Raw genomic sequence first — 17,327 nt, 5'->3', positions numbered from 1 at the left:
GCCGGGCGGCGGTGGCTGCGGCTCGCTTTGGGCCGCGCGAACCGAGCCGTTCCCACCGCCGATCCGGGTTGCCGGCGTGACCGGGGGAAGGCCGGCCCATGAGCGTCCCCATCCTCGAGGTCGTCGACCTGCACGCGGCGTACGGCCGCATCGAGGTGCTGCGCGGGGTCGACCTGCGCGTGCCGAGGGGCGCGGTGATGGCGCTGCTCGGCCCCAACGGCGCCGGCAAGTCGACGCTGGTCAAGATCATCAGCGGGCAGAAGAAGGCGACGACCGGCGACGTCCACCTCGGCGGCGTCCACGTCCAGGAGGCGCCTCCCGAGCAGCTCGCGAGGCTGGGCCTGTGCACGGTCCCCGAGGGGCGGTCGGTCTTCCCGAACCTGACCGTCGAGGAGAACCTCACGCTGATGTCCTACGCCGGCGTCGACGTCGACGCGGTGCTCGAGACGGCGTACTCGTTCTTCCCGCGGCTCCACCAGCGCCGCCACCAGCTCGCCGGCACCATGTCGGGCGGCGAGCAGCAGATGCTCGCGATGTCGCGCGCCCTGGCCTCCGACCCCGCCCTGCTGCTGCTCGACGAGCTCTCGATGGGGCTCGCGCCGCTGATCGTCGACGAGCTCTACGAGACCGTCGCGCAGATCGCGGAGAGCGGCGTCTCGATCCTGTGCATCGAGCAGTTCGCACGTACGGCGCTGCGCGTCTCCGACTACGCGGCCGTGATGACCGGGGGGCGGATCGTCGACACCGGCGAGCCGGCGGAGGTCCTCGACACCATGTCCGACGTCATCCTCGGAGGCGCAGCATGAAGCCCGCACGGATCGTGGTCCCCCTCGCGGCCGCGGCGATCGCCGGCGCGCTGCTCCCGGTCTCGTCGGCCGCGTCCGCGCCGACCGCGGCGACCGCCGAGGAGAAGGCCGCGTTCAGCGGCTATACCGCCGAGGCCTGGGCGGCGCCGGTGAAGATCGAGATCTACGAGCCGACGATCCCGATCCCGGCGGACCCCCAGCTCGAGATCGAGCTGGCCTACTCCACGGTCGAGGCCGACTCCGGCAGCTCGAAGGGCAGGGCCAGCTGGCTGTGGCCCGGCGACCCGGTGGGCGAGGGCATGAAGACGTTCGTCGAGCAGCTCGGCCTGCCGCCCCAGCTCGGCGAGAACGGCTATCCCGTGCAGGTGAACGCCGGGCAGCCCAGCGGCGAGGCGAGCCAGTCCGACGAGCCCTTCCCCGGTGCGGTGATGCGCACCAGCGCGGCCGGGGACACGACGATCGCGCAGGTCGGGTTCTCGCCCGACGGTGCGGTGGGCGACGGCACCGAGCCGACGGCGCAGGAAGGTGCGGAGGGTGCCGGCGTGCCGCCCCTTCCGGGAGCTCCCGGCCTGCCCGCACTTCCCGCGCTGCCCCCTGGGCTCGGGGGGCTCCAGGAGTTCGGCCAGGCGATCACCGGCTCGCTCGGTCTGCCGGACCTGCTCGGTCCCACGGCCTCGTCGGCGCAGCAGCCGGTGGCTCCGGCCCAGGGCGCGGCGGCCGACCCGGCGACGCCCGCGGTGCCCGGGCTGCCTCCCGAGCTCGCGACCCTGGTCGACGTCGAGGGCTACACGTCCTCGAGCAAGACCGTGCGGACCGCGACCGGCGTCGTGAGCACCGCCCGGTCCGCCCTCGGCGAGGTCTCGCTGCTCGGTGGCCTCGTCGAGCTCGACGGCCTCGTCGTCACCAGCGTGAGCTCCAGCGACGGCACCACCGGCACGCCGAAGGGGAGGGCGCGCCTCGGCGGCATGACCGTCGCCGGACAGCAGTTCGGCTTCGGGCCCGACGGGCTCGGGGCGACCGGCCGGACCACCGCGATCCCGGCCGTGCCCGAGCAGCTGACGCAGGCGCTCGGGCAGCTCGGCGTACGCCTGGAGCTGCCGGCGCCCGAGCTCGCGCAGCAGAAGGACAAGGCCGAGAGCGACCTCGCCGGGATGCGGCTCGAGCTCGACCTCGGCACGGTGCTCGACCGGCTCGACGCGCTGCGGCTCGACACGGTCATCGGTGCGATCCCGAGCCAGGCGGGCCAGCTCAAGAGCCTGCTGCAGGCCGTCGCAGGCCTCTCGCCGCGCATCGTCCTCACGCTGGGCAACGCCGGATCGTCGGTCGACACCGTCCAGCGCATCCAGATCCCCACCGACCTGCCGACCGAGGAGCCCGTGGGCGACGACGAACCCGCCGGGTCGAAGGGCGACGCCGGCGGCGGTGCCGCGCCGCCCGGTGGCGCCGGCAGTCCCCCCGCCGCACCCGGTGGTGCCGCGGCGACGCCCGCGTCGGCAGGGGCGCCTGCGGCCGCTGGTGGTGCCACGCCGGCCGGGGACCTGCGGGACGCCGGTCTCACCGGCTCCGGTCTGCCGCCGCTCTACTCGATCCCGGGCGCGATCCTCGTCGGCGGCCTCGCCCTCGGCGCCCTCGGCGGCACCTGGCTGCGACGCGCGGGGGTCCTGGCCCTCGGCGGCGCCGGGTCCTGCTCCCACGGCCTCGACCGGGGCCTGCCCGACCTGCGAAAGGCCCGCTGATGACCACGCTGAAGACGTCTGCGCCCGCCCCTCCCGCGACCTCCCAGCGGCTCTCGGTCGCGCTGCCTCGCGCCGGGTCCGGCTCCGGCTCCGGCGCGGCCCCGCTGAAGGACAACCACTACCAGCTGCTCCAGCTGGTGCTCTTCTGGGCGGGCGCGATCCTGCTGCCGCTCGGCCTCGTGGTGATCGTGCTGGGCTGGTACGGCGCCGCGAACACGCCGTACCAGTACGACCAGCTGTCCTACCTCGTCTCGGGCGGCCTGCTCGGCCTGGGCCTGACCTTCGCCGGCGGGTTCCTCTACTTCGGGGCCTGGCTGGCGAGGATCGCGTCGGACAACCGCGAGTCGGCGCGGCGGCTCGCCGACACCCTGCTCGTGCTCGCCGACGTGACCTCGCGCGCCGCGACGACCACCGACGGCGTCGACGTGTCCGGCGTCCCGGTCACGGCCGGCGACGGCACCACGATCCACCGCCGCGACTGCCCGCTCATCGCCCATCGCGACGACCTGCGCGTCGTCGGAGAGGCCAACGGCCACCTCACACCGTGCCGGGTCTGCCGTCCCTGACGGGCCCCACGGCGTTCCAGGTGTCGCCGGCGATCCGCCACCGGCCGTCGACCCTCCGGAAGAGCGTGAGCAGCTGGCCGGAGCCCACCTCCGCGCCGGCCCGGTCGCGCACCCGGTAGGTCTGCCACTGCCAGCCGAGGTCGCCCGAGGTGACGACCTCGCCGTACGGCTCGTCCTCGACGGTCAGGGCCGGCGCACCCGAACCGAACCGCTCGGCGAAGAACCCGGCGATGTCCTCCCGGCCGACGACCAGCGGCAGACCGGGTGCGCTGAGCAGCGCCTCGGCGGCGTAGAGATCGGTCACGGCGTCGAGGTCGCGGTCGTTGTAGGCGGCCTTCCAGGCAAGGCTCACGCGCGTGATCGCCTGCTGCTCGGCCGACGGGTCCGTGGGCATGGGCTCCTCCTGGCGTTCGTCGTACGACGGAGGCTAGGGCCGCCGCCCGCCGCGGCGCGGGTCGTCCCGGTCACCGGGAGCGCGAGCGTCAGTCGTCGTCGGCGGCGACCTTCTCGTCGGGCTTCTCCATCAGCACGGAGTCGATGTAGTCGCGCGCGGTGTCGAGGATGCCGATCTCGTGGCCGGCCCGCTCGGAGAGGTACCACCGGTGCACGAGGATCTCGTGGAAGATCTCCGCGGGCTCGAGCTTGCCGCGGGCGGTCGCCGGCACCATCGCCATGATCGGCTCGTAGACCTGTGTCAGCCAGCGGTTGGCGACCAGCGTGCGGTCCTCGCGGCCGAGGTCGAGGTGGGCGGTGAACGACGCGATGTCGTTGAGCATCCGGCGGGCCTGGGCGTCCTCGACGTTGAGGCCGGTGAGCGCCTGCAGCTCGCGCCGGTGGTGGCCCTCCTCGACGACCTTCGGCTGGATGTGCACCTTGTCGCCGTCCCAGTCGGTCACGATGTCGAGCTCGTCGACGTCGAAGCCGAGGTCGTTGAGCCGCTCGACGCGCTGCTCGATTCGCCACATCTCGCGCGCGGAGAACTCCTCGGCCGCGGTCAGCTCCGCCCACAGCGCGTCGTACCTCTCGCGCAGCATCTCGACGATGTCGTGGGCCCGCACCTCGTGGTCGAGGGACTCGCTGGCCTGGAGGTCGAGAAGCTCGGCGAAGATGTTCTCGGTCGCGACCGTCAGGTCGTGCTCGCGCAGCCGGTCGGACAGTGACGACTTGAGCTCGCCGGTCTCCGCGTCGACGAGGTACGCCGCGAAGCCGCCGGCGCTGCGGCGGAACAGCACGTTGGAGAGCGACACGTCGCCCCAGTAGAAGTCGGCGAGGTGCAGGCGCACCAGCAGCACCACCATCGCGTCGATGAGCGAGGGGAGGTTGTCGGCGGTCAGGCCGTGGGCGAAGAGGCTGCGGTAGGGCAGCGAGAACTGCAGGTGCTGGGTGAGCAGCGCCGCCGGCAGCTCCTCGCCGGCGGCGTCGACGCGTCCGGTGACGACGCCCTGCGGCACGACCGCGGGGAGCCCGATCCGCTGCAGGTCGCGCAGCATCCGGTACTCGCGGAACGCGATGTCCTCCACGGTCTCCTTGACGGCGTAGGTGTTCTCGCCGAGCCGCACGATCCGCACGACGTGGCGCGACAGTCCGCGGGGGAGGGGGACGACGTGCTCGGTCCACTGCTCCAGCGGCGTCGACCACGGCAGGGCCAGCAGCGCCGGGTCGGGCCGGTTGGCGACGATGCGGAGGGCCACGTCGTTCAGGCTAGCTTCGCTAGAGCGTCCACATCGAGAACGTCGGGCCGGCGACGTCCGGCAGCGTGACGACACCGTCGCGCTCGACCAGGTCGCCGTCGTCGCCGGTGGTGAGCAGCAGCGAGCCGTCGCCGAAGCCGAGGCGACCGGCGTCGAGCGTCACCGCCGGCGCCGCGGCGCGCCGGGCGGCGACGAGGACCGACCCGGCCGGGTGCTCGCGGAGGTAGACGAGCGTGTCGTCGTCGACGTGCGCCCAGCGCAGTCCGCCGCGGCGCAGGGCCTCGGTGGAGTGGCGCAGCCGCGCCAGCCCGGCGTACGTCGCGAGCGCCTCGTCGTCCCAGGCGCCCGGGCTGTCCCAGGGGAAGGGGCGCCGCGAGTCCTCGCCGAGCACGCCCTCGAGGCCGATCTCGTCGCCCGCGAAGACCATCGGCACGCCGGGCAGCGTGAACTGCAGCCCTGCCGCGACCCGGTGCACGTCCCCCGCGCCGACCACCGTGCGGATCCGGGCGCTGTCGTGGGAGCCGAGGATGTTCCACGAGCAGGTGGTCGCCCGCCAGCCGTAGCGCCCCTGCCACTCGAGCAGGCTGCGCACGACGCTGCCGCCCGGCCGGCGCGGCGCCGGCACCGGCCGTCCGAAGGCCCGCGCCGGCGAGGCCGGGGCTCGCAGCCAGGACCAGACCGGCCAGGAGAAGCCCGAGTAGTTCATGGTCCCGTGCCACCCGTCGCCGTCGAGGTCGGCCGACGCGTCGTGGTTGTGCTCGCCGATCACCAAGGCGTCGGGGCGCTCCGCCTGCGCCGTACGACGGACCAGGCGGGCGACCTCGTGGTTGACGTCGACCGCACCCAGGCGACCGGTCATGTTGGCGACGTCGACGCGCCAGCCGTCGAGGTCGTACGGCGGCCGCAGCCAGCGCGCCACGACGGACTCGGGACCGTCCACCATGGCGGCGCGCAGCGCGGCGTCGGCGTGGTTGAGCTTCGGCAGCGTGCCGTAGCCCATCCAGCACTCGTAGGAGCCGTCGGGGAGGAAGTAGTAGAACGACCGGGCCGGCGCGCCCTCGACGTCGCGCGCGGCGACGAACCACTCGTGGGTGTCGCCGGTGTGGTTGGTCGTCAGGTCGCCGAGGATCCGCCAGCCGCGGTCGTGGACGGCGGCGGCGAGCCGGACGTACGCCGCGTCGCCGCCGAGCAGCGGGTCGACCGCCTCGAACGTCGAGGCGTTGTAGCGGTGGTTGCTCTCGCCGGGGAAGACCGGCGTCGTGTAGACCACGCTCACGCCGAGCTCGGCGAGATGGTCGAGGTGGTCGGTGATGCCGTCGAGGTCGCCGCCGTAGAGCTGCAGCGGCGTGCGCGGGTCGAAGCCCTCGAACACCACCTCGTCGTCCCACCCGGCCGGCACCGCCCACTCCGGGACCTCCCGGTCGTCGGCCGCGGCCGAGCGGGCGAAGCGGTCCGGGAAGATCTGGTAGACGACGGCGTCGCGGGCCCAGTCGGGTGGCGCGTCGTGGGAGCTGAGCCGGAAGTCGAAGGCGTCCGGCGGGTCGTGCTCGACGGTCCCGACCGCCGTCAGCCAGCGCTGGTCCTCGGGGCTCGCGAGGAGGAACCGGTAGTGCGTCACCGGGTTGTGCACCGGCAGCGCGCCCTCCCACCAGACGGCGCGCCCGTCGTCGACCGCGGTGCGCGTGCAGGGGTGGTAGGTCGGCTCCTCGTCGTACGTCGTGCGCACCCAGACCCGGTCGACGGGGTCGGCGGGGTCGGTGCGCAGCCGGACCGTCACGACGGAGCCGGGCGCCGGTGCCTCGTCGCTGACGTACGTCGGGGAGCCGTCGTGGTGCGGCTCGCGCAGGAGCGTCACCGGTCGGCCCCGCTCGGCTCGAGGAACACCGCGCCGGTGCCCCACTCGCCCGCCTCGTCGCCGGGGTTGCTCAGCGCGCAGGTCTTCAGGCTCAGGCAGCCGCAGCCGATGCAGCTGTCGAGCCGGTCGCGCAGCCGCTCGATCCGCTCGATCTGCTCGTCGAGCCGCGGCCGCCAGGCCTTGCTCAGCCGGTGCCAGTCGGACTTCGTCGGCGTCCGGCCGTCGGGAAGCGTCGCCAGCGCCGCGCCGATCTCGTCGAGGGAGAGCCCGACGCGCTGGGCCGTCCGGATGAACGCGATCCGCCGCAGCGTCGACTGCGCGTAGCGGCGCTGGTTGCCCGCCGTGCGCACCGACGAGATCAGCCCGCGGGACTCGTAGAACCGGATGGCCGAGGTCGCCACGCCCGCGCGCTCCGCCAGGTGGCCGATGGTCAGCTGGGTCATGCCCCCCACCCTCGCCGAACTTCAAGCATCCTTCAAGTTGGCCCCGATAGAACCTGTTCCAGTAGCCTCCCGCTCGTGCAGCAGACCAACCCGCCCGGCAGTCGTGTCGTCGTCATCACCGGAGCAGCGTCCGGGATCGGGTACGCCGCCGCGGAGCTCTTCCGCGACCTCGGCGACACCGTCCACGGGCTCGACATCAACCCCACCGTCCCCGACGGTGTCACGTACGTCGAGTGCAACGTCGGCGACAGGGCCGCCGTCGACGCGGCGATCTCGAGGTGCGCCGCCGACGGCCGCATCGACGTGCTGGCGAACGTGGCGGGCATCGTGCAGTTCGGCCGCATCGAGACCGTGACCGAGGAGGAGTGGGACCGCGTGCACGCGGTCGACCTCAAGGGCCCGTTCTTCCTCATGCAGGCAGCCCTGCCGCACCTGCGCGCCTGCCGCGGCACCATCGTCAACGTCTCGTCGGTCGCCGGCAACGCGCCGCAGCCCTACGCCACGGCGTACGCCGCCGCCAAGGGCGGACTCACCCAGCTGACGAAGTCGCTCGCGCTCGAGCTCTCGCCGGAGGGCATCCGGGTCAACGCCATCTGCCCCGGCACCGTCGACACCCCGATCGTCGAGCAGGTCTTCCACAAGATCACCGACGACCTCGACACCCGGGTCGCGGACCGGCTGATGATGATGCTGCCCGGCGGCGCCATCAAGCCCGCCGAGATCGGCGAGACCATCGTCTGGCTCGCCTCTCCGGCCGCCCGGATGATCACCGGCGCCGTGATCGCCCACGACGGCGGGATGAGCTGAGCGACTCCGGGCCCCGTAACATGTGCCCGCGCCGTCTCCTGGGGCGGCGACGCCGCGTTAGCTCAGCTGGTAGAGCATCCGTCTTGTAAACGGAAGGTCGTCGGTTCGATCCCGTCACGCGGCTCTGTCGGTTCTCTGGGGGCGCGGCTTCATCAAGGGATGACGTCGAAGCGTCGCTTCCCTCGGCCGGTTCGACGTGGGAGGCGCAGGCTCGCCTGCACCCCGTGATGAAACGGCCGGCCGGCCGGACCTCAGCGCAGCCGCCGCACCTCGAAGCCCATCGGCGGCTCGGCGATCGCGTCCTGGGCGGCGACGAGCTGGAGCTCGCGGGTGCCGGCCCGATGCGTCCGCTCGAAGACGGCGAACACCGACGAGGCGGTCCGGGCGAGGGCGGTGGGCGCGGAGCCGGTCGTGCTCAGGTGGGCCAGGTAGAGGGCGGCGGTGACGTCGCCGCCGCCGTTGGGGGTGATCGGCAGCAGCGGCGTCTCGACCGCCCAGGCTCCGTCGGCGGACACGGCGACCATGTCGATCCGGTCGGCGGGGACGTCCCCGTGCACCACGCTCGTGACGAGCACGTCGCGAGGGCCGCGGTCGCGCACCTGGTCCGCGGCCTCCAGCACCTCGGCGAGCGACGTCGTCCCGCGACCGGCGAGGAAGTCGAGCTCGAAGTGGTTGGGCGTGACGATGTCGGCCCGCGGCACGACGGTGTCGCGCATGAACTCCGGGATGCCCGGTCGCACGAACATCCCGCGCCCGACGTCGCCCATCACCGGGTCGCAGCAGTAGACCGCGTCGGGGTTCAGCTCCTTCACCCGGGCGACGGCGTCGAGGATGATCCCGCCGACGGCCGGGTCGCCCTGGTAGCCGGACAGCACGGCGTCGGCCTCGCCGAGCACGCCGCGGTCGCCGATGCCCGCGATCACCTCGCGGACGTCCTCGGGTGCGAGCAGCGGCCCGCGCCACGCGCCGTACCCGGTGTGGTTGGAGAAGTGCACGGTGAGCACCGGCCAGACCTCGTGCCCGAGCCGCTGCAGCGGGAAGACCGCGGCGGAGTTGCCGACGTGGCCGTAGGCGACCGAGGACTGGATCGAGAGGATCTTCACGGGCCGATCCTCGCCGCGCGGCTCTGTACGAGCAAACTAGAACTTGTTACAGTCGGCGGGTTGACATTCTCTCGGTATGTAAGCAGGGGTGGGCAGTGGGCCGGAAGCCGTCGTACGCAAGCGAAGCCGACTACGTCGTGGTGGGCTCCGGCAGCTCGGGAGCGGCCATCGCCGGCAGGCTCGCGGAGTCCGGAGCCAGCGTGATCGTGCTCGAGGCCGGCAAGAGCGACGACCAGTACCTGGTGCGGAAGCCCGGCATGATCGGGCCGATGCACGCCGAGCCCAAGCTCAAGCGGCGCGTCGACTGGGGCCTCTACTCCACCCCGCAGAAGCACCTCCTCGACCGCACCATGCCGGTGCCGCGCGGCAAGGTCGTCGGTGGCTCGAGCTCGATCAACGGCATGGTCTACGTGCGCGGCAACCGCGCCAACTTCGACGCCTGGGCGGCGGCGGGCTGCACCGGGTGGTCGGCCGACGAGGTCAACGCGGCGTACCGCCGGATGGAGGACTTCGAGGACGGCGCCAACGAGTTCCGGGGCGCCGGCGGCCCGATCAAGGTGACCCGCAACGCGGCGCCGCAGGATGGCACGCTGCAGTTCCTCGAGGCGACGTCCCAGGCGCTGGACGTGCCGGTGCTCGACGACTACAACGCCGCCTCCCAGGAGGGCGTGAGCCGGATGCAGCAGAACGCCGCGGGCGGCCTGCGCTACTCCGCGTCCCGCGGCTACCTCCACCACCTCGCGCCTCGCACGCTGGAGCTGCAGAGCGAGGTGCTGGTGCGCAAGGTCGTGATCGAGGGCGGTCGGGCGACCGGCGTCGAGGTGACCGACAAGGACGGGTCGCGGCGCGTCGTCCGCGCGGGCAAGGAGGTCGTCCTCTCGGCCGGCTTCGTCGGCTCGGCACAGCTGCTGATGCTCTCCGGTGTCGGCCACGCGCAGCACCTGCGCGACCACGGCATCGAGGTCGTCGCGGACCTGCCGGTCGGCGACAACCTGCACGATCACCTCTTCCATGCGCTGACCTTCCACGCGACGTCGTCGCGGATGAAGGGCAACGCGCTGTTCTTCGCCAGGGGAGTCCTGGCCGAGACGGTGCGACCGGGACGCTCCTTCCTGGCCAACTCGGTCTTCGAGTCGGTGGCCTTCGTGCGTACGTCGCAGGCGACCGACGTCCCGGACCTGCAGCTGCACCTGCTGCCGTGGGCCTACGTGTCGCCCAACCAGGACGCGCCGATCCGCCACGACGTCGATCCTCGGACGGCGCTGACGGTCCTCGCCACGCTGATCTACCCCCGGAGCCGGGGCACGCTGCGCCTCGCATCGGCCGATCCCACCGCGCAGCCGCTGATCGACTTCCAGTACCTCGCCGACCAGACCGACCTCGACGTGCTGGCCGAGGGCTCGGAGATGGTGCGGGAGATCATGGCCGGCCCGGCGTTCGGCGGCTCGGTCAGGGAGGAGATCCACCCCGGCGCCGGCGTACGCGGACCCGAGCTGCGGCAGGCGATCCTCAACCGAGCCACGTCGGTCTACCACGGCGTCGGCACGTGCCGGATGGGCGTCGACGAGCTCGCCGTCGTCACCCCCGACCTCCGGGTCCGCGGGGTCGAGGGCCTCCGGGTCTGCGACGCCTCGGTCATACCGTCGATCACCGGCGGCAACACCAACGCACCCGCCATCATGATCGGAGAGCGCGGGGCCGACCTCGTGCTCGGCCGCAACGAGCGGAGGGCATGACATGTCACTGCAGCGACCCGCCTCCCTGACCGACGACTTCCTCCGGGGCCTGGTCGCCCGCGTACCCGCCGGTGACGGAGCGACCTGGAAGCTGACCGAGGTCTACACCGGGGACCTGCTCGTCGAGCTGCCGCAGTCGACCCCGGCCGACATCGAGCGGGCCTTCGCGGCCGCGCGGGCCGCGCAGTCGGAGTGGGCGGCCTGGCCGTTGCGGAAGCGGCTCGCCGTCTTCAAGCGCGCGCACGCGCTGTTCATCGAGCGCGCGCACACCACCGCCGACCTGATCCAGGCGGAGAGCGGCAAGAACCGCCGGATGGCGATCGAGGAGACCTGTGACCCGGTGATGGTGATGAGCCACTACCTCAAGCGGGCCCCGCGCCTGCTCAAGCCGGTCAAGCGCGGCGGACCGATCCCGGTGCTCTCGACGTCCACCGAGATCCGCCAGCCCAAGGGCGTGGTCGGCATCATCGCGCCCTGGAACTTCCCCTTCGCCACCGGTATCTCCGACTCGATCTCGGCGCTGATGGCCGGCAACGCGATCGTGCTCAAGCCCGACAACAAGACCGCGCTGTCGCCGCTCTACGGCGTCCAGATGCTCGAGGAGGCCGGCCTGCCCCGCGGTCTCTTCCAGGTCGTATGCGGTGAGGGCCCGGAGGTCGGCCCGACGCTGGTCGACAACGCCAACTACGTGATGTTCACCGGGTCGACCGCGACCGGACGGGTCATCGGCGAGCGCGCCGGGCGCAACCTGATCGGCTGCTGCCTCGAGCTCGGCGGCAAGAACCCCATGATCGTGCTCGAGGACGCCGACCTCGACGACGTCGTGCAGGGCGCGATCTTCGGCGCTTTCGGCAACACCGGCCAGATCTGCATGCACATCGAGCGGATGTACCTGCCCGAGTCGCGGTACGACGAGTTCCGCGACCGGTTCGTCGCCGCGACCGAGCGCCTCGTCCTCGGCGCGACGTACGACTTCGGCCCGGACGTGGGCTCGCTGGTCTCGCCCGACCACCTGGACCGCATGAAGGCGCACGTCGACGACGCCGTCGCCCGCGGCGCCCGCGTGCTCGCGGGCGGCAGGCCGCGGCCCGACCTCGGCCCGGCGTTCTTCGAGCCGACCATCCTGGAGGGCGTCACCAAGGACATGCTCGCCGGCGTCACCGAGACCTTCGGCCCGGTCGTCGCGCTGCACCGCTACCGCACCGTCGACGAGGCGATCGAGCTCGCCAACCACACCGACTACGGCCTCAACGCGTCGGTCTGGGGCGGCGACCTCGCCCACGCCTGCCGGGTTGGCCGGCGGATCCAGTCGGGCAACGTCAACGTCAACGACATCCTCGCCACGGCGTTCGCGTCCAAGGGCACGCCCTCCGGCGGCGTGAAGCAGTCGGGCGTCGGCGCGCGGCACGGCGACCAGGGCCTGCTCAAGTACACCGACGTGCAGCAGCTCGCCGTGCTCAAGAAGCAGGTGATGGGTGCAAGGAGGGGCCAGGACCACGACCAGTACGTCAAGGGGATGCTCGGCGGCCTGAAAATGATGCGGAAGACCGGCATCCGCTAGCCGCTTCGTGGTCGGTGGTTGAGGAAAGGCGCGCTGGCGCCGGTCTCGAAGCCACACGTAGGTTTGGGTGCATGTCGCTCCCGCGCGCCTACCCGCCCGACACCTACCACGGCGAGGGCGGTGAGGTCTCGGCGTGGGTACGCCGGGGCGACGAGCCGCCCGACATCACCTATCGCAACGGCGGCACGTGCGAATACGTCGCCACCGGAGACCAGACGGCCGGGCGTTTCGGGCTCTACCGCTGGACGTTCGGCGAGACGGAGACCGGCCCGGACCCGCACTTCCACCGCGCGATCTCCGAGCAGTTCTACGTGCTCTCCGGCGAGGTGAGGCTCTACGACGGGCGCGCGTGGGTCACCGCGCGCTCCGGGGACTTCCTCTACGTGCCCGAGGGCGGCCTGCACGGCTTCCGGGGCAGCGGGGGTGCGTCGATGCTGCTGATGTTCGCCCCCGGTGGCCCGCGCGAGGACTACTTCGAGACGCTCGCCCGCGGCGAGCAGATGACCGAGGAGCAGCGCGCGGAGTTCATGCTGCGCCACGACACGTTCTGGGTCGGTTGAGTCGGGACTTCTGACGGTTGAGTCTGGACTTTCCTCCGGACTCGACCGTCACAACTCCCGATTCGACCGTCGAGAAGTCCCGACTCGACCTCAGGCCACTTGGAGCGATCGCTTCGACAGCCCCATCCAGAAGCCGTCGATGACCTGGAGTCCGGGTGACTCGGGGTCGGTGGCGGCGCCGAGGGTGACGAACAACGGCGTGTAGTGCTCGACGGTCGGATGCGCGTAGGGAAGGCCGGGCGCCCGGCCGCGGTAGTCGGCGAGTGCGTCGACGTCGCCGCGGGCCAGCGCGTCGGCGGCCCAGGCGTCGAAGTCGTGCGACCAGCCCGGCACGGCGGCGTCGATGCGCCACTCGGTGAGGAACGGCAGGCCGTGGGTGAGGAAGCCGGAGCCGATGATCAGCACGCCCTCGTCGCGCAGCGGGCGCAGCCGTTCGCCGAGCGCGAGCAGCCGCACGGGGTCGTGGGTGGGCAGCGACATCTGCAGCACGGGGACGTCGGCCTCGGGGTACATGATCCGCAGCGGGACCCACGCGCCGTGGTCGAGCCCGCGGCTGCCGTGCCGGTGCACGGGCTCCGAGGCCGGCATCATCGCGGCGACGCGCTCGGCGAGCGCGGTGGCGTCGGGGGTGTCGTAGGTCATCCGGTAGTACTTCGGGTCGAAGCCGCCGAAGTCGTAGACCAGGGGAGCGCGGCTCGCGGAGAGCATGACCGGCGCGGACTCCCAGTGGGCGCTGACGATCAGGATCGCCCGCGGCCGGGGCAGGTCCTGCGCCCACGCCGCGAGCTGCCCGGACCACGTCGGGTCGTCGAGGAGCGGCGGGGCGCCGTGGCCGATGTAGAGCGCGGGCATCCGGTCAGTCATGCCGCCATAATCGTCCAAGATTCAACTTTAATCCACGGGCAACCTCCAGTCGACGGCGGCGCCGCCCTGCTCGACGAGCATCGCGTTGACGCGGCTGAAGGGCCGGGAGCCGAGGAAGCCGCGGTACGCCGAGAGCGGCGACGGGTGGACGGACTCGACGGCCGGGATCGGGTCGAGCAGCGGCTTGAGCTTGCGGGCGTCGGCCCCCCACAGGATCGCCACGCAGGGACCGCCGCGCGCCGCGAGCGCCGCGATCGCCCGGTCGGTGACGGGCTCCCAGCCCCGACCGCGGTGACTGTTCGAGGCGCCGGGCCGCACGGTCAGGCTCCGGTTGAGCAGCATGACGCCCTGGTCGGCCCAGGCCGTGAGGTCGCCGTGTCGCGGTGGCATGACGCCGAGGTCGTCGCGCAGCTCCTGGTAGATGTTGACCAGGCTCGGCGGCAGCGGCCACACGTCGCGGCGTACGGCGAAGCTCAGTCCGATCGGGTGCTGCGGGTTCGGGTAGGGGTCCTGACCCACGATCAGCACCCGCACCCGGCTCAGCGGTCGCTCGAACGCCCGGAACACCCGGTCTCCGCTGGGCTGGTAGCCCCGTCCCGCGGCCAGCTCCTCGCGCAGGAAGCGACCCATCACGGCGATCTGCTCGTCGACCGGCGCCAGCGCCTCGGCCCAGTCCGGCGCCATCAGGCCCTTGTCGACGAGTCCCGCGAGAGCGCTCATGGACCGTGAGGCTATCGAGCCTCCTCAGAGGTGGCGCGCCACCTCCGCCGCGACCCGCTCGCCGGCCCGCACCGCGCCGTCCATGTAGCCGCTCCAGTACGTCGAGGTCTCGGTGCCCGCCCAGTGGACCCGGCCGAACGGGCGCCGGATCGCGGAGCCGAACGCCGTCAGCGTGCCCGGCGCGTGGAAGGCCGTCGGCCCGCCGCGGGTCCAGCTCTCCGCGGTCCAGTCGTGCTCGACGTACTCGACCGGGTGCAGTGCCTGCTCGCCGAACATCGCCGCGAACCCCTCGAGCACGGCCAGACGCCGCCGGTCGGCGGACATCGGTCCGTAGGTGCGCCACGTCGAGCCGCCGACGAACGCGAGCAGCACGCCGGGCGATCCCTCGGGCGGGGAGTTGTCGAAGACGACGCGGGCGGCTCCCGAGTCGATGATGCCGAACCCGTTGAGCCCGGCGTCGCGCCAGAACGGCCGGGGTCGGCGCCGAAGCCCGGCTGCGTCCAGGACTCGATCAGGTTGCCGACACCGCGGGAGTTGACGGTGTTGCGACGGATGAACTTGCCCAGGCTCATCGCGTCCCACGCGGCGGCCCTGGGGTGCGACCACGGTGCGGAGACGTCGATGCCCGCCGCCATGTTGTCGACGCGCGCCAGCAGCAGCGCGGAGTCGAGGGGGATGGTCGGGTCCGGCGGGACGGTGCCGGAGTACTCGCTGCGCCCGAGCAGCGAGGAGACGTAGACGCTGCGGCCCTCGTTGTGCTCGGGGAACGTCGCGACCCCCAGCTCGTCGGCGAGCGCGAGGATGTGGTCCTGGGTCGGGCCGACGAACGCGCCGCCCGACTCGATCACGGCGGCGCCGGTGCGCAGCTCGTGGTTGAGCACGCGCCCGCCGACCCGGTCGCGCGCCTCGACGAGGAGAACGTCGTGGCCGCGGTCGGCCAGGTCGCGGGCCGCGACCAGCCCGGAGATGCCGCCGCCGACCACGACGGCGTCGACGTCGCCGGGCAGCGTGCCCTGCAGGGTGCGGGCCGCGACCGCGGCGTGGAGCCCGTCGGTGGTGGCCGCCAGCGCGCCGAGGGAGGCGCTCCCCAGCAGCAGCCGACGGGTCAGGACTGGTGGCCCATGAGCGCTCCTCGGGGCCGGGCGGACGCAGTCCCAACGATGCGGCGGCCGGTGGGGTATGCGGAAGCGCGTCTGCCACTACGATCGGCGCACGACCTCTCGGACCAACGACGTCGAGGAGCAGCCGTGGCAGCCGGATCCGCACCACCCGATCTCACCGCGCTGCGAACCGAGGTCGCCGAGGCGGCCCTCCGGCTGGCCGAGGTCGGACTGCTCGCCGGCGCCGCCGGCAACGTCAGCGCCCGGCGGGGCGGCCTCGTCGCGGTCACCGGGAGCGGGATCGTGCTCGCGAGGTGCCGCCTCGAGGACGTCACGGTCGTCGACCTCGACGGCGCCGTCGTGGCGGGCGACCTCACGCCCACCTCAGAGCTCGACCTCCACATCGGCGTGTACGCCGACCACGCTGCCGATCGGGTGGCCGCGATCGTGCACACCCACGCGCCGTACTGCACGGCGATCGCCTGTGTCCTCGACGAGCTGCCCGTCATTCACTACCAGCAGCTGCTCCTCGGCGGGGCGGTGCGGGTGGCGCCGTACGCGACGTTCGGCACCGAGGAGCTCGCGGGGCACGTGCGCGCCGCCCTGGTCGGCCGCAAGGCGGCCCTGATGGCCAGCCACGGCGCGGTGGCGATCGGGCGTCATCTCGACGAGGCGGTGGAGAACGCCTACCTCCTGGAGTGGCTGGCCGCCCTGCACCACCGCGCGACCGCGCTCGGCACGCCGCGGGCGCTGAGCGACGACCAGCAGGCGGCGGTGGTGATGGCCGCGATGGTGCGCAACTACGGGCCGCTCGGCGAGGGCTGATGCGCACTCCCGTGCCCGGCATGCGGGTGGCCGCGGTGGGCGTGCACGTGCTCGACATGCACGTGATCGGCATCGGGTCGATCCCGGGCGGCTCCGACGGCCAGCTCGTCGACACGATCCGGATGTCCGCGGCGGGCACGGCGGGCGGGACGGCGCTCGTGCTCAGCCGGCTGGGCGCGGAGGTGTGGTCGTACGGCGCCGTCGGCACCGACCCGATCGCCGACGCGCTCCTGGCCCTGCTGGGGCGTGAGGGCGTCGACGTCTCGGGCCTGGTGCGCAAGCGGGAGCAGCAGACCTCGGCGTCGGTGCTCCCGGTGCGCCCGAACGGCGACCGACCGGCGTGGCACTGCATCGGCGCCAACGGTGCGTTCACGCTCGACGACCTGCCGCTCGACCGGCTCGACGGGATCGGTCACCTGCACCTGGGCGGACCGGAGTTCCTCGGCGGGGAGGCGGCGGCGAGGCTGCTCGCGCACGCGCGGTCGATCGGACCGGTCACCTCGCTCGACGTGCTCGCCCCGGGCGACCCGGACCTGCTGGCGTGGATCGCCGACGCCCTGCCGCACACCGACTACCTGCTGCCGAACGACGAGCAGGTGCTCGGCTTCACCGGCGCCACCTCACTGGCCGACGGTGCCCGCGCGCTGGTCGACGCGGGCGCCGGCTGCGTGGCGGTGACGAGGGGCTCCGCGGGCGCGCTGGTCGTGACCGCCGACGAGGTGGTCGAGGTGCCGGCGTACGCCGTGGACGTGGTGGACACGACGGGGTGCGGCGACGCGTTCTCGGCCGGCTTCCTGCGCGGGCTGTCTCTCGACCGTGACCTGCGCGGCGCCGCGTCGCTGGGCTGCGCCGTCGCCGCAGAGGTGGCGAGGGGCCTCGGCACCGACGCGGGCACCTACTCGCTGGAGAGCGTGCTCGCGTCCGCCGCGCAGGGCGCGCGGCGGTAGCGCTGTC

General features: G+C 72.9%; 18 protein-coding genes and 1 tRNA gene. 11 read left to right on the top strand and 8 right to left on the bottom strand.

The genetic code is table 11. From position 1 onward, the window contains the following. Positions 1 to 98 precede the first annotated feature (98 nt). The 3 genes from PZ894_RS15215 to PZ894_RS15205 are packed head-to-tail and all read left to right on the top strand — an operon-like array spanning position 99 to position 3,108. On the top strand, positions 99 to 806 hold the full coding sequence (locus tag PZ894_RS15215) for an ABC transporter ATP-binding protein (protein ID WP_275746049.1): 708 nt from the start codon (positions 99 to 101) through the stop codon (positions 804 to 806). Continuing rightward, a complete protein-coding gene (locus PZ894_RS15210) occupies positions 803 to 2,542 on the top strand; it encodes a choice-of-anchor P family protein (RefSeq protein ID WP_275746048.1) in 1,740 nt (579 codons plus the stop codon). The genes PZ894_RS15215 and PZ894_RS15210 overlap by 4 nt, the downstream gene beginning before the upstream one ends. Next, positions 2,542 to 3,108, top strand: a complete 567-nt coding sequence (locus tag PZ894_RS15205; protein WP_275746046.1) for a hypothetical protein — start codon at positions 2,542 to 2,544, stop codon at positions 3,106 to 3,108. Before PZ894_RS15210 ends, PZ894_RS15205 begins: the two co-directional genes overlap by 1 nt. On the opposite strand, the gene PZ894_RS15200 is transcribed toward PZ894_RS15205, so the two are convergent. From PZ894_RS15200 to soxR, 4 genes are all read right to left on the bottom strand, one after another. Further along, entirely contained in the window at positions 3,080 to 3,502 is a 423-nt protein-coding gene (locus PZ894_RS15200) for a DUF4440 domain-containing protein (RefSeq protein ID WP_275746045.1), read from the bottom strand. The two genes, PZ894_RS15205 and PZ894_RS15200, sit on opposite strands and share 29 nt — an antisense overlap. Before the next feature lie 88 nt (positions 3,503 to 3,590). Then, complete coding sequence (locus PZ894_RS15195) at positions 3,591 to 4,799, bottom strand: DUF4032 domain-containing protein (protein ID WP_275746043.1); 1,209 nt, start codon at positions 4,797 to 4,799, stop codon at positions 3,591 to 3,593. 19 nt (positions 4,800 to 4,818) lie between these two features. Next, positions 4,819 to 6,654, bottom strand: a complete 1,836-nt coding sequence (locus PZ894_RS15190; protein ID WP_275746041.1) for a glycoside hydrolase family 13 protein — start codon at positions 6,652 to 6,654, stop codon at positions 4,819 to 4,821. Next, entirely contained in the window at positions 6,651 to 7,097 is a 447-nt protein-coding gene (soxR, locus tag PZ894_RS15185) for a redox-sensitive transcriptional activator SoxR (RefSeq protein ID WP_275746039.1), read from the bottom strand. The genes PZ894_RS15190 and soxR overlap by 4 nt, the downstream gene beginning before the upstream one ends. Before the next feature lie 75 nt (positions 7,098 to 7,172). Here soxR and PZ894_RS15180 point away from each other — a divergent pair, with 75 nt between their 5' ends. Both PZ894_RS15180 and PZ894_RS15175 read left to right on the top strand, forming a co-directional pair. Continuing rightward, positions 7,173 to 7,904, top strand: a complete 732-nt coding sequence (locus PZ894_RS15180; RefSeq protein ID WP_275746037.1) for an SDR family oxidoreductase — start codon at positions 7,173 to 7,175, stop codon at positions 7,902 to 7,904. Between the two features lie 51 nt (positions 7,905 to 7,955). Then, positions 7,956 to 8,028, top strand: a tRNA-Thr gene (locus PZ894_RS15175). A 127-nt stretch (positions 8,029 to 8,155) separates the two neighbouring features. Here PZ894_RS15175 and pdxY read toward each other — a convergent pair. Further along, positions 8,156 to 9,007: a pyridoxal kinase PdxY gene (pdxY, locus tag PZ894_RS15170; protein ID WP_275746036.1), complete on the bottom strand. Its 852-nt coding sequence runs from the start codon at positions 9,005 to 9,007 to the stop codon at positions 8,156 to 8,158. 95 nt (positions 9,008 to 9,102) lie between these two features. Here pdxY and PZ894_RS15165 point away from each other — a divergent pair, with 95 nt between their 5' ends. The 3 genes from PZ894_RS15165 (at position 9,103) to PZ894_RS15155 (ending at position 12,864) form a co-directional block, all read left to right on the top strand. After that, positions 9,103 to 10,743, top strand: coding sequence for a GMC family oxidoreductase N-terminal domain-containing protein (locus tag PZ894_RS15165; RefSeq protein ID WP_275746034.1), 1,641 nt, complete (start codon positions 9,103 to 9,105; stop codon positions 10,741 to 10,743). A 1-nt stretch (position 10,744) separates the two neighbouring features. Continuing rightward, positions 10,745 to 12,304, top strand: a complete 1,560-nt coding sequence (locus tag PZ894_RS15160) for a succinic semialdehyde dehydrogenase (protein WP_275746033.1) — start codon at positions 10,745 to 10,747, stop codon at positions 12,302 to 12,304. Positions 12,305 to 12,375: 71 nt separating this feature from the next. Continuing rightward, a complete protein-coding gene (locus PZ894_RS15155) occupies positions 12,376 to 12,864 on the top strand; it encodes a cupin domain-containing protein (protein WP_275746031.1) in 489 nt (162 codons plus the stop codon). A 90-nt stretch (positions 12,865 to 12,954) separates the two neighbouring features. On the opposite strand, the gene PZ894_RS15150 is transcribed toward PZ894_RS15155, so the two are convergent. Genes PZ894_RS15150 through PZ894_RS15140 form a run of 3 tightly spaced genes read right to left on the bottom strand, consistent with a single transcriptional unit; the run spans position 12,955 to position 15,030 of the window. Then, positions 12,955 to 13,728, bottom strand: coding sequence for a class III extradiol ring-cleavage dioxygenase (locus PZ894_RS15150; protein ID WP_275746029.1), 774 nt, complete (start codon positions 13,726 to 13,728; stop codon positions 12,955 to 12,957). A 27-nt stretch (positions 13,729 to 13,755) separates the two neighbouring features. Then, positions 13,756 to 14,448 carry a uracil-DNA glycosylase gene (locus PZ894_RS15145; RefSeq protein WP_275746027.1) on the bottom strand — a complete coding sequence of 231 codons (693 nt, stop codon included), beginning with the start codon at positions 14,446 to 14,448 and terminating at the stop codon, positions 13,756 to 13,758. A gap of 24 nt (positions 14,449 to 14,472) precedes the next feature. Further along, a complete protein-coding gene (locus tag PZ894_RS15140) occupies positions 14,473 to 15,030 on the bottom strand; it encodes an FAD-dependent oxidoreductase (protein WP_275746026.1) in 558 nt (185 codons plus the stop codon). Here PZ894_RS15140 and PZ894_RS15135 point away from each other — a divergent pair. The 3 genes from PZ894_RS15135 to PZ894_RS15125 are packed head-to-tail and all read left to right on the top strand — an operon-like array spanning position 15,001 to position 17,320. Next, complete coding sequence (locus PZ894_RS15135; protein WP_275746428.1) at positions 15,001 to 15,186, top strand: hypothetical protein; 186 nt, start codon at positions 15,001 to 15,003, stop codon at positions 15,184 to 15,186. The two genes, PZ894_RS15140 and PZ894_RS15135, sit on opposite strands and share 30 nt — an antisense overlap. A gap of 17 nt (positions 15,187 to 15,203) precedes the next feature. Next, positions 15,204 to 16,373 (top strand): class II aldolase/adducin family protein, encoded by a 1,170-nt coding sequence (locus PZ894_RS15130; RefSeq protein WP_275746025.1) that lies wholly within the window; start codon positions 15,204 to 15,206, stop codon positions 16,371 to 16,373. Further along, positions 16,373 to 17,320 carry a carbohydrate kinase family protein gene (locus tag PZ894_RS15125; RefSeq protein ID WP_275746023.1) on the top strand — a complete coding sequence of 316 codons (948 nt, stop codon included), beginning with the start codon at positions 16,373 to 16,375 and terminating at the stop codon, positions 17,318 to 17,320. Before PZ894_RS15130 ends, PZ894_RS15125 begins: the two co-directional genes overlap by 1 nt. Positions 17,321 to 17,327 lie beyond the last annotated feature (7 nt).

This window comes from Nocardioides sp. YIM 152315 (genome assembly GCF_029210375.1).
Lineage (GTDB): Bacteria > Actinomycetota > Actinomycetes > Propionibacteriales > Nocardioidaceae > Nocardioides.
This window is presented reverse-complemented; position numbering and strand designations above follow the sequence as displayed.

Coding starts and splice junctions, on each gene's coding strand:
- PZ894_RS15210 (WP_275746048.1), top strand. CDS start 803: ATGAAGCCCGCACGGATCGTGGTCCCCCTCGCGGCCGCGGCGATCGCC.
- PZ894_RS15200 (WP_275746045.1), bottom strand. CDS start 3,502: ATGCCCACGGACCCGTCGGCCGAGCAGCAGGCGATCACGCGCGTGAGC.
- PZ894_RS15215 (WP_275746049.1), top strand. CDS start 99: ATGAGCGTCCCCATCCTCGAGGTCGTCGACCTGCACGCGGCGTACGGC.
- PZ894_RS15135 (WP_275746428.1), top strand. CDS start 15,001: ATGAACTTGCCCAGGCTCATCGCGTCCCACGCGGCGGCCCTGGGGTGC.
- PZ894_RS15155 (WP_275746031.1), top strand. CDS start 12,376: ATGTCGCTCCCGCGCGCCTACCCGCCCGACACCTACCACGGCGAGGGC.
- soxR (WP_275746039.1), bottom strand. CDS start 7,097: ATGACCCAGCTGACCATCGGCCACCTGGCGGAGCGCGCGGGCGTGGCG.
- PZ894_RS15205 (WP_275746046.1), top strand. CDS start 2,542: ATGACCACGCTGAAGACGTCTGCGCCCGCCCCTCCCGCGACCTCCCAG.
- PZ894_RS15145 (WP_275746027.1), bottom strand. CDS start 14,448: ATGAGCGCTCTCGCGGGACTCGTCGACAAGGGCCTGATGGCGCCGGAC.
- PZ894_RS15150 (WP_275746029.1), bottom strand. CDS start 13,728: ATGACTGACCGGATGCCCGCGCTCTACATCGGCCACGGCGCCCCGCCG.
- PZ894_RS15160 (WP_275746033.1), top strand. CDS start 10,745: ATGTCACTGCAGCGACCCGCCTCCCTGACCGACGACTTCCTCCGGGGC.
- PZ894_RS15125 (WP_275746023.1), top strand. CDS start 16,373: ATGCGCACTCCCGTGCCCGGCATGCGGGTGGCCGCGGTGGGCGTGCAC.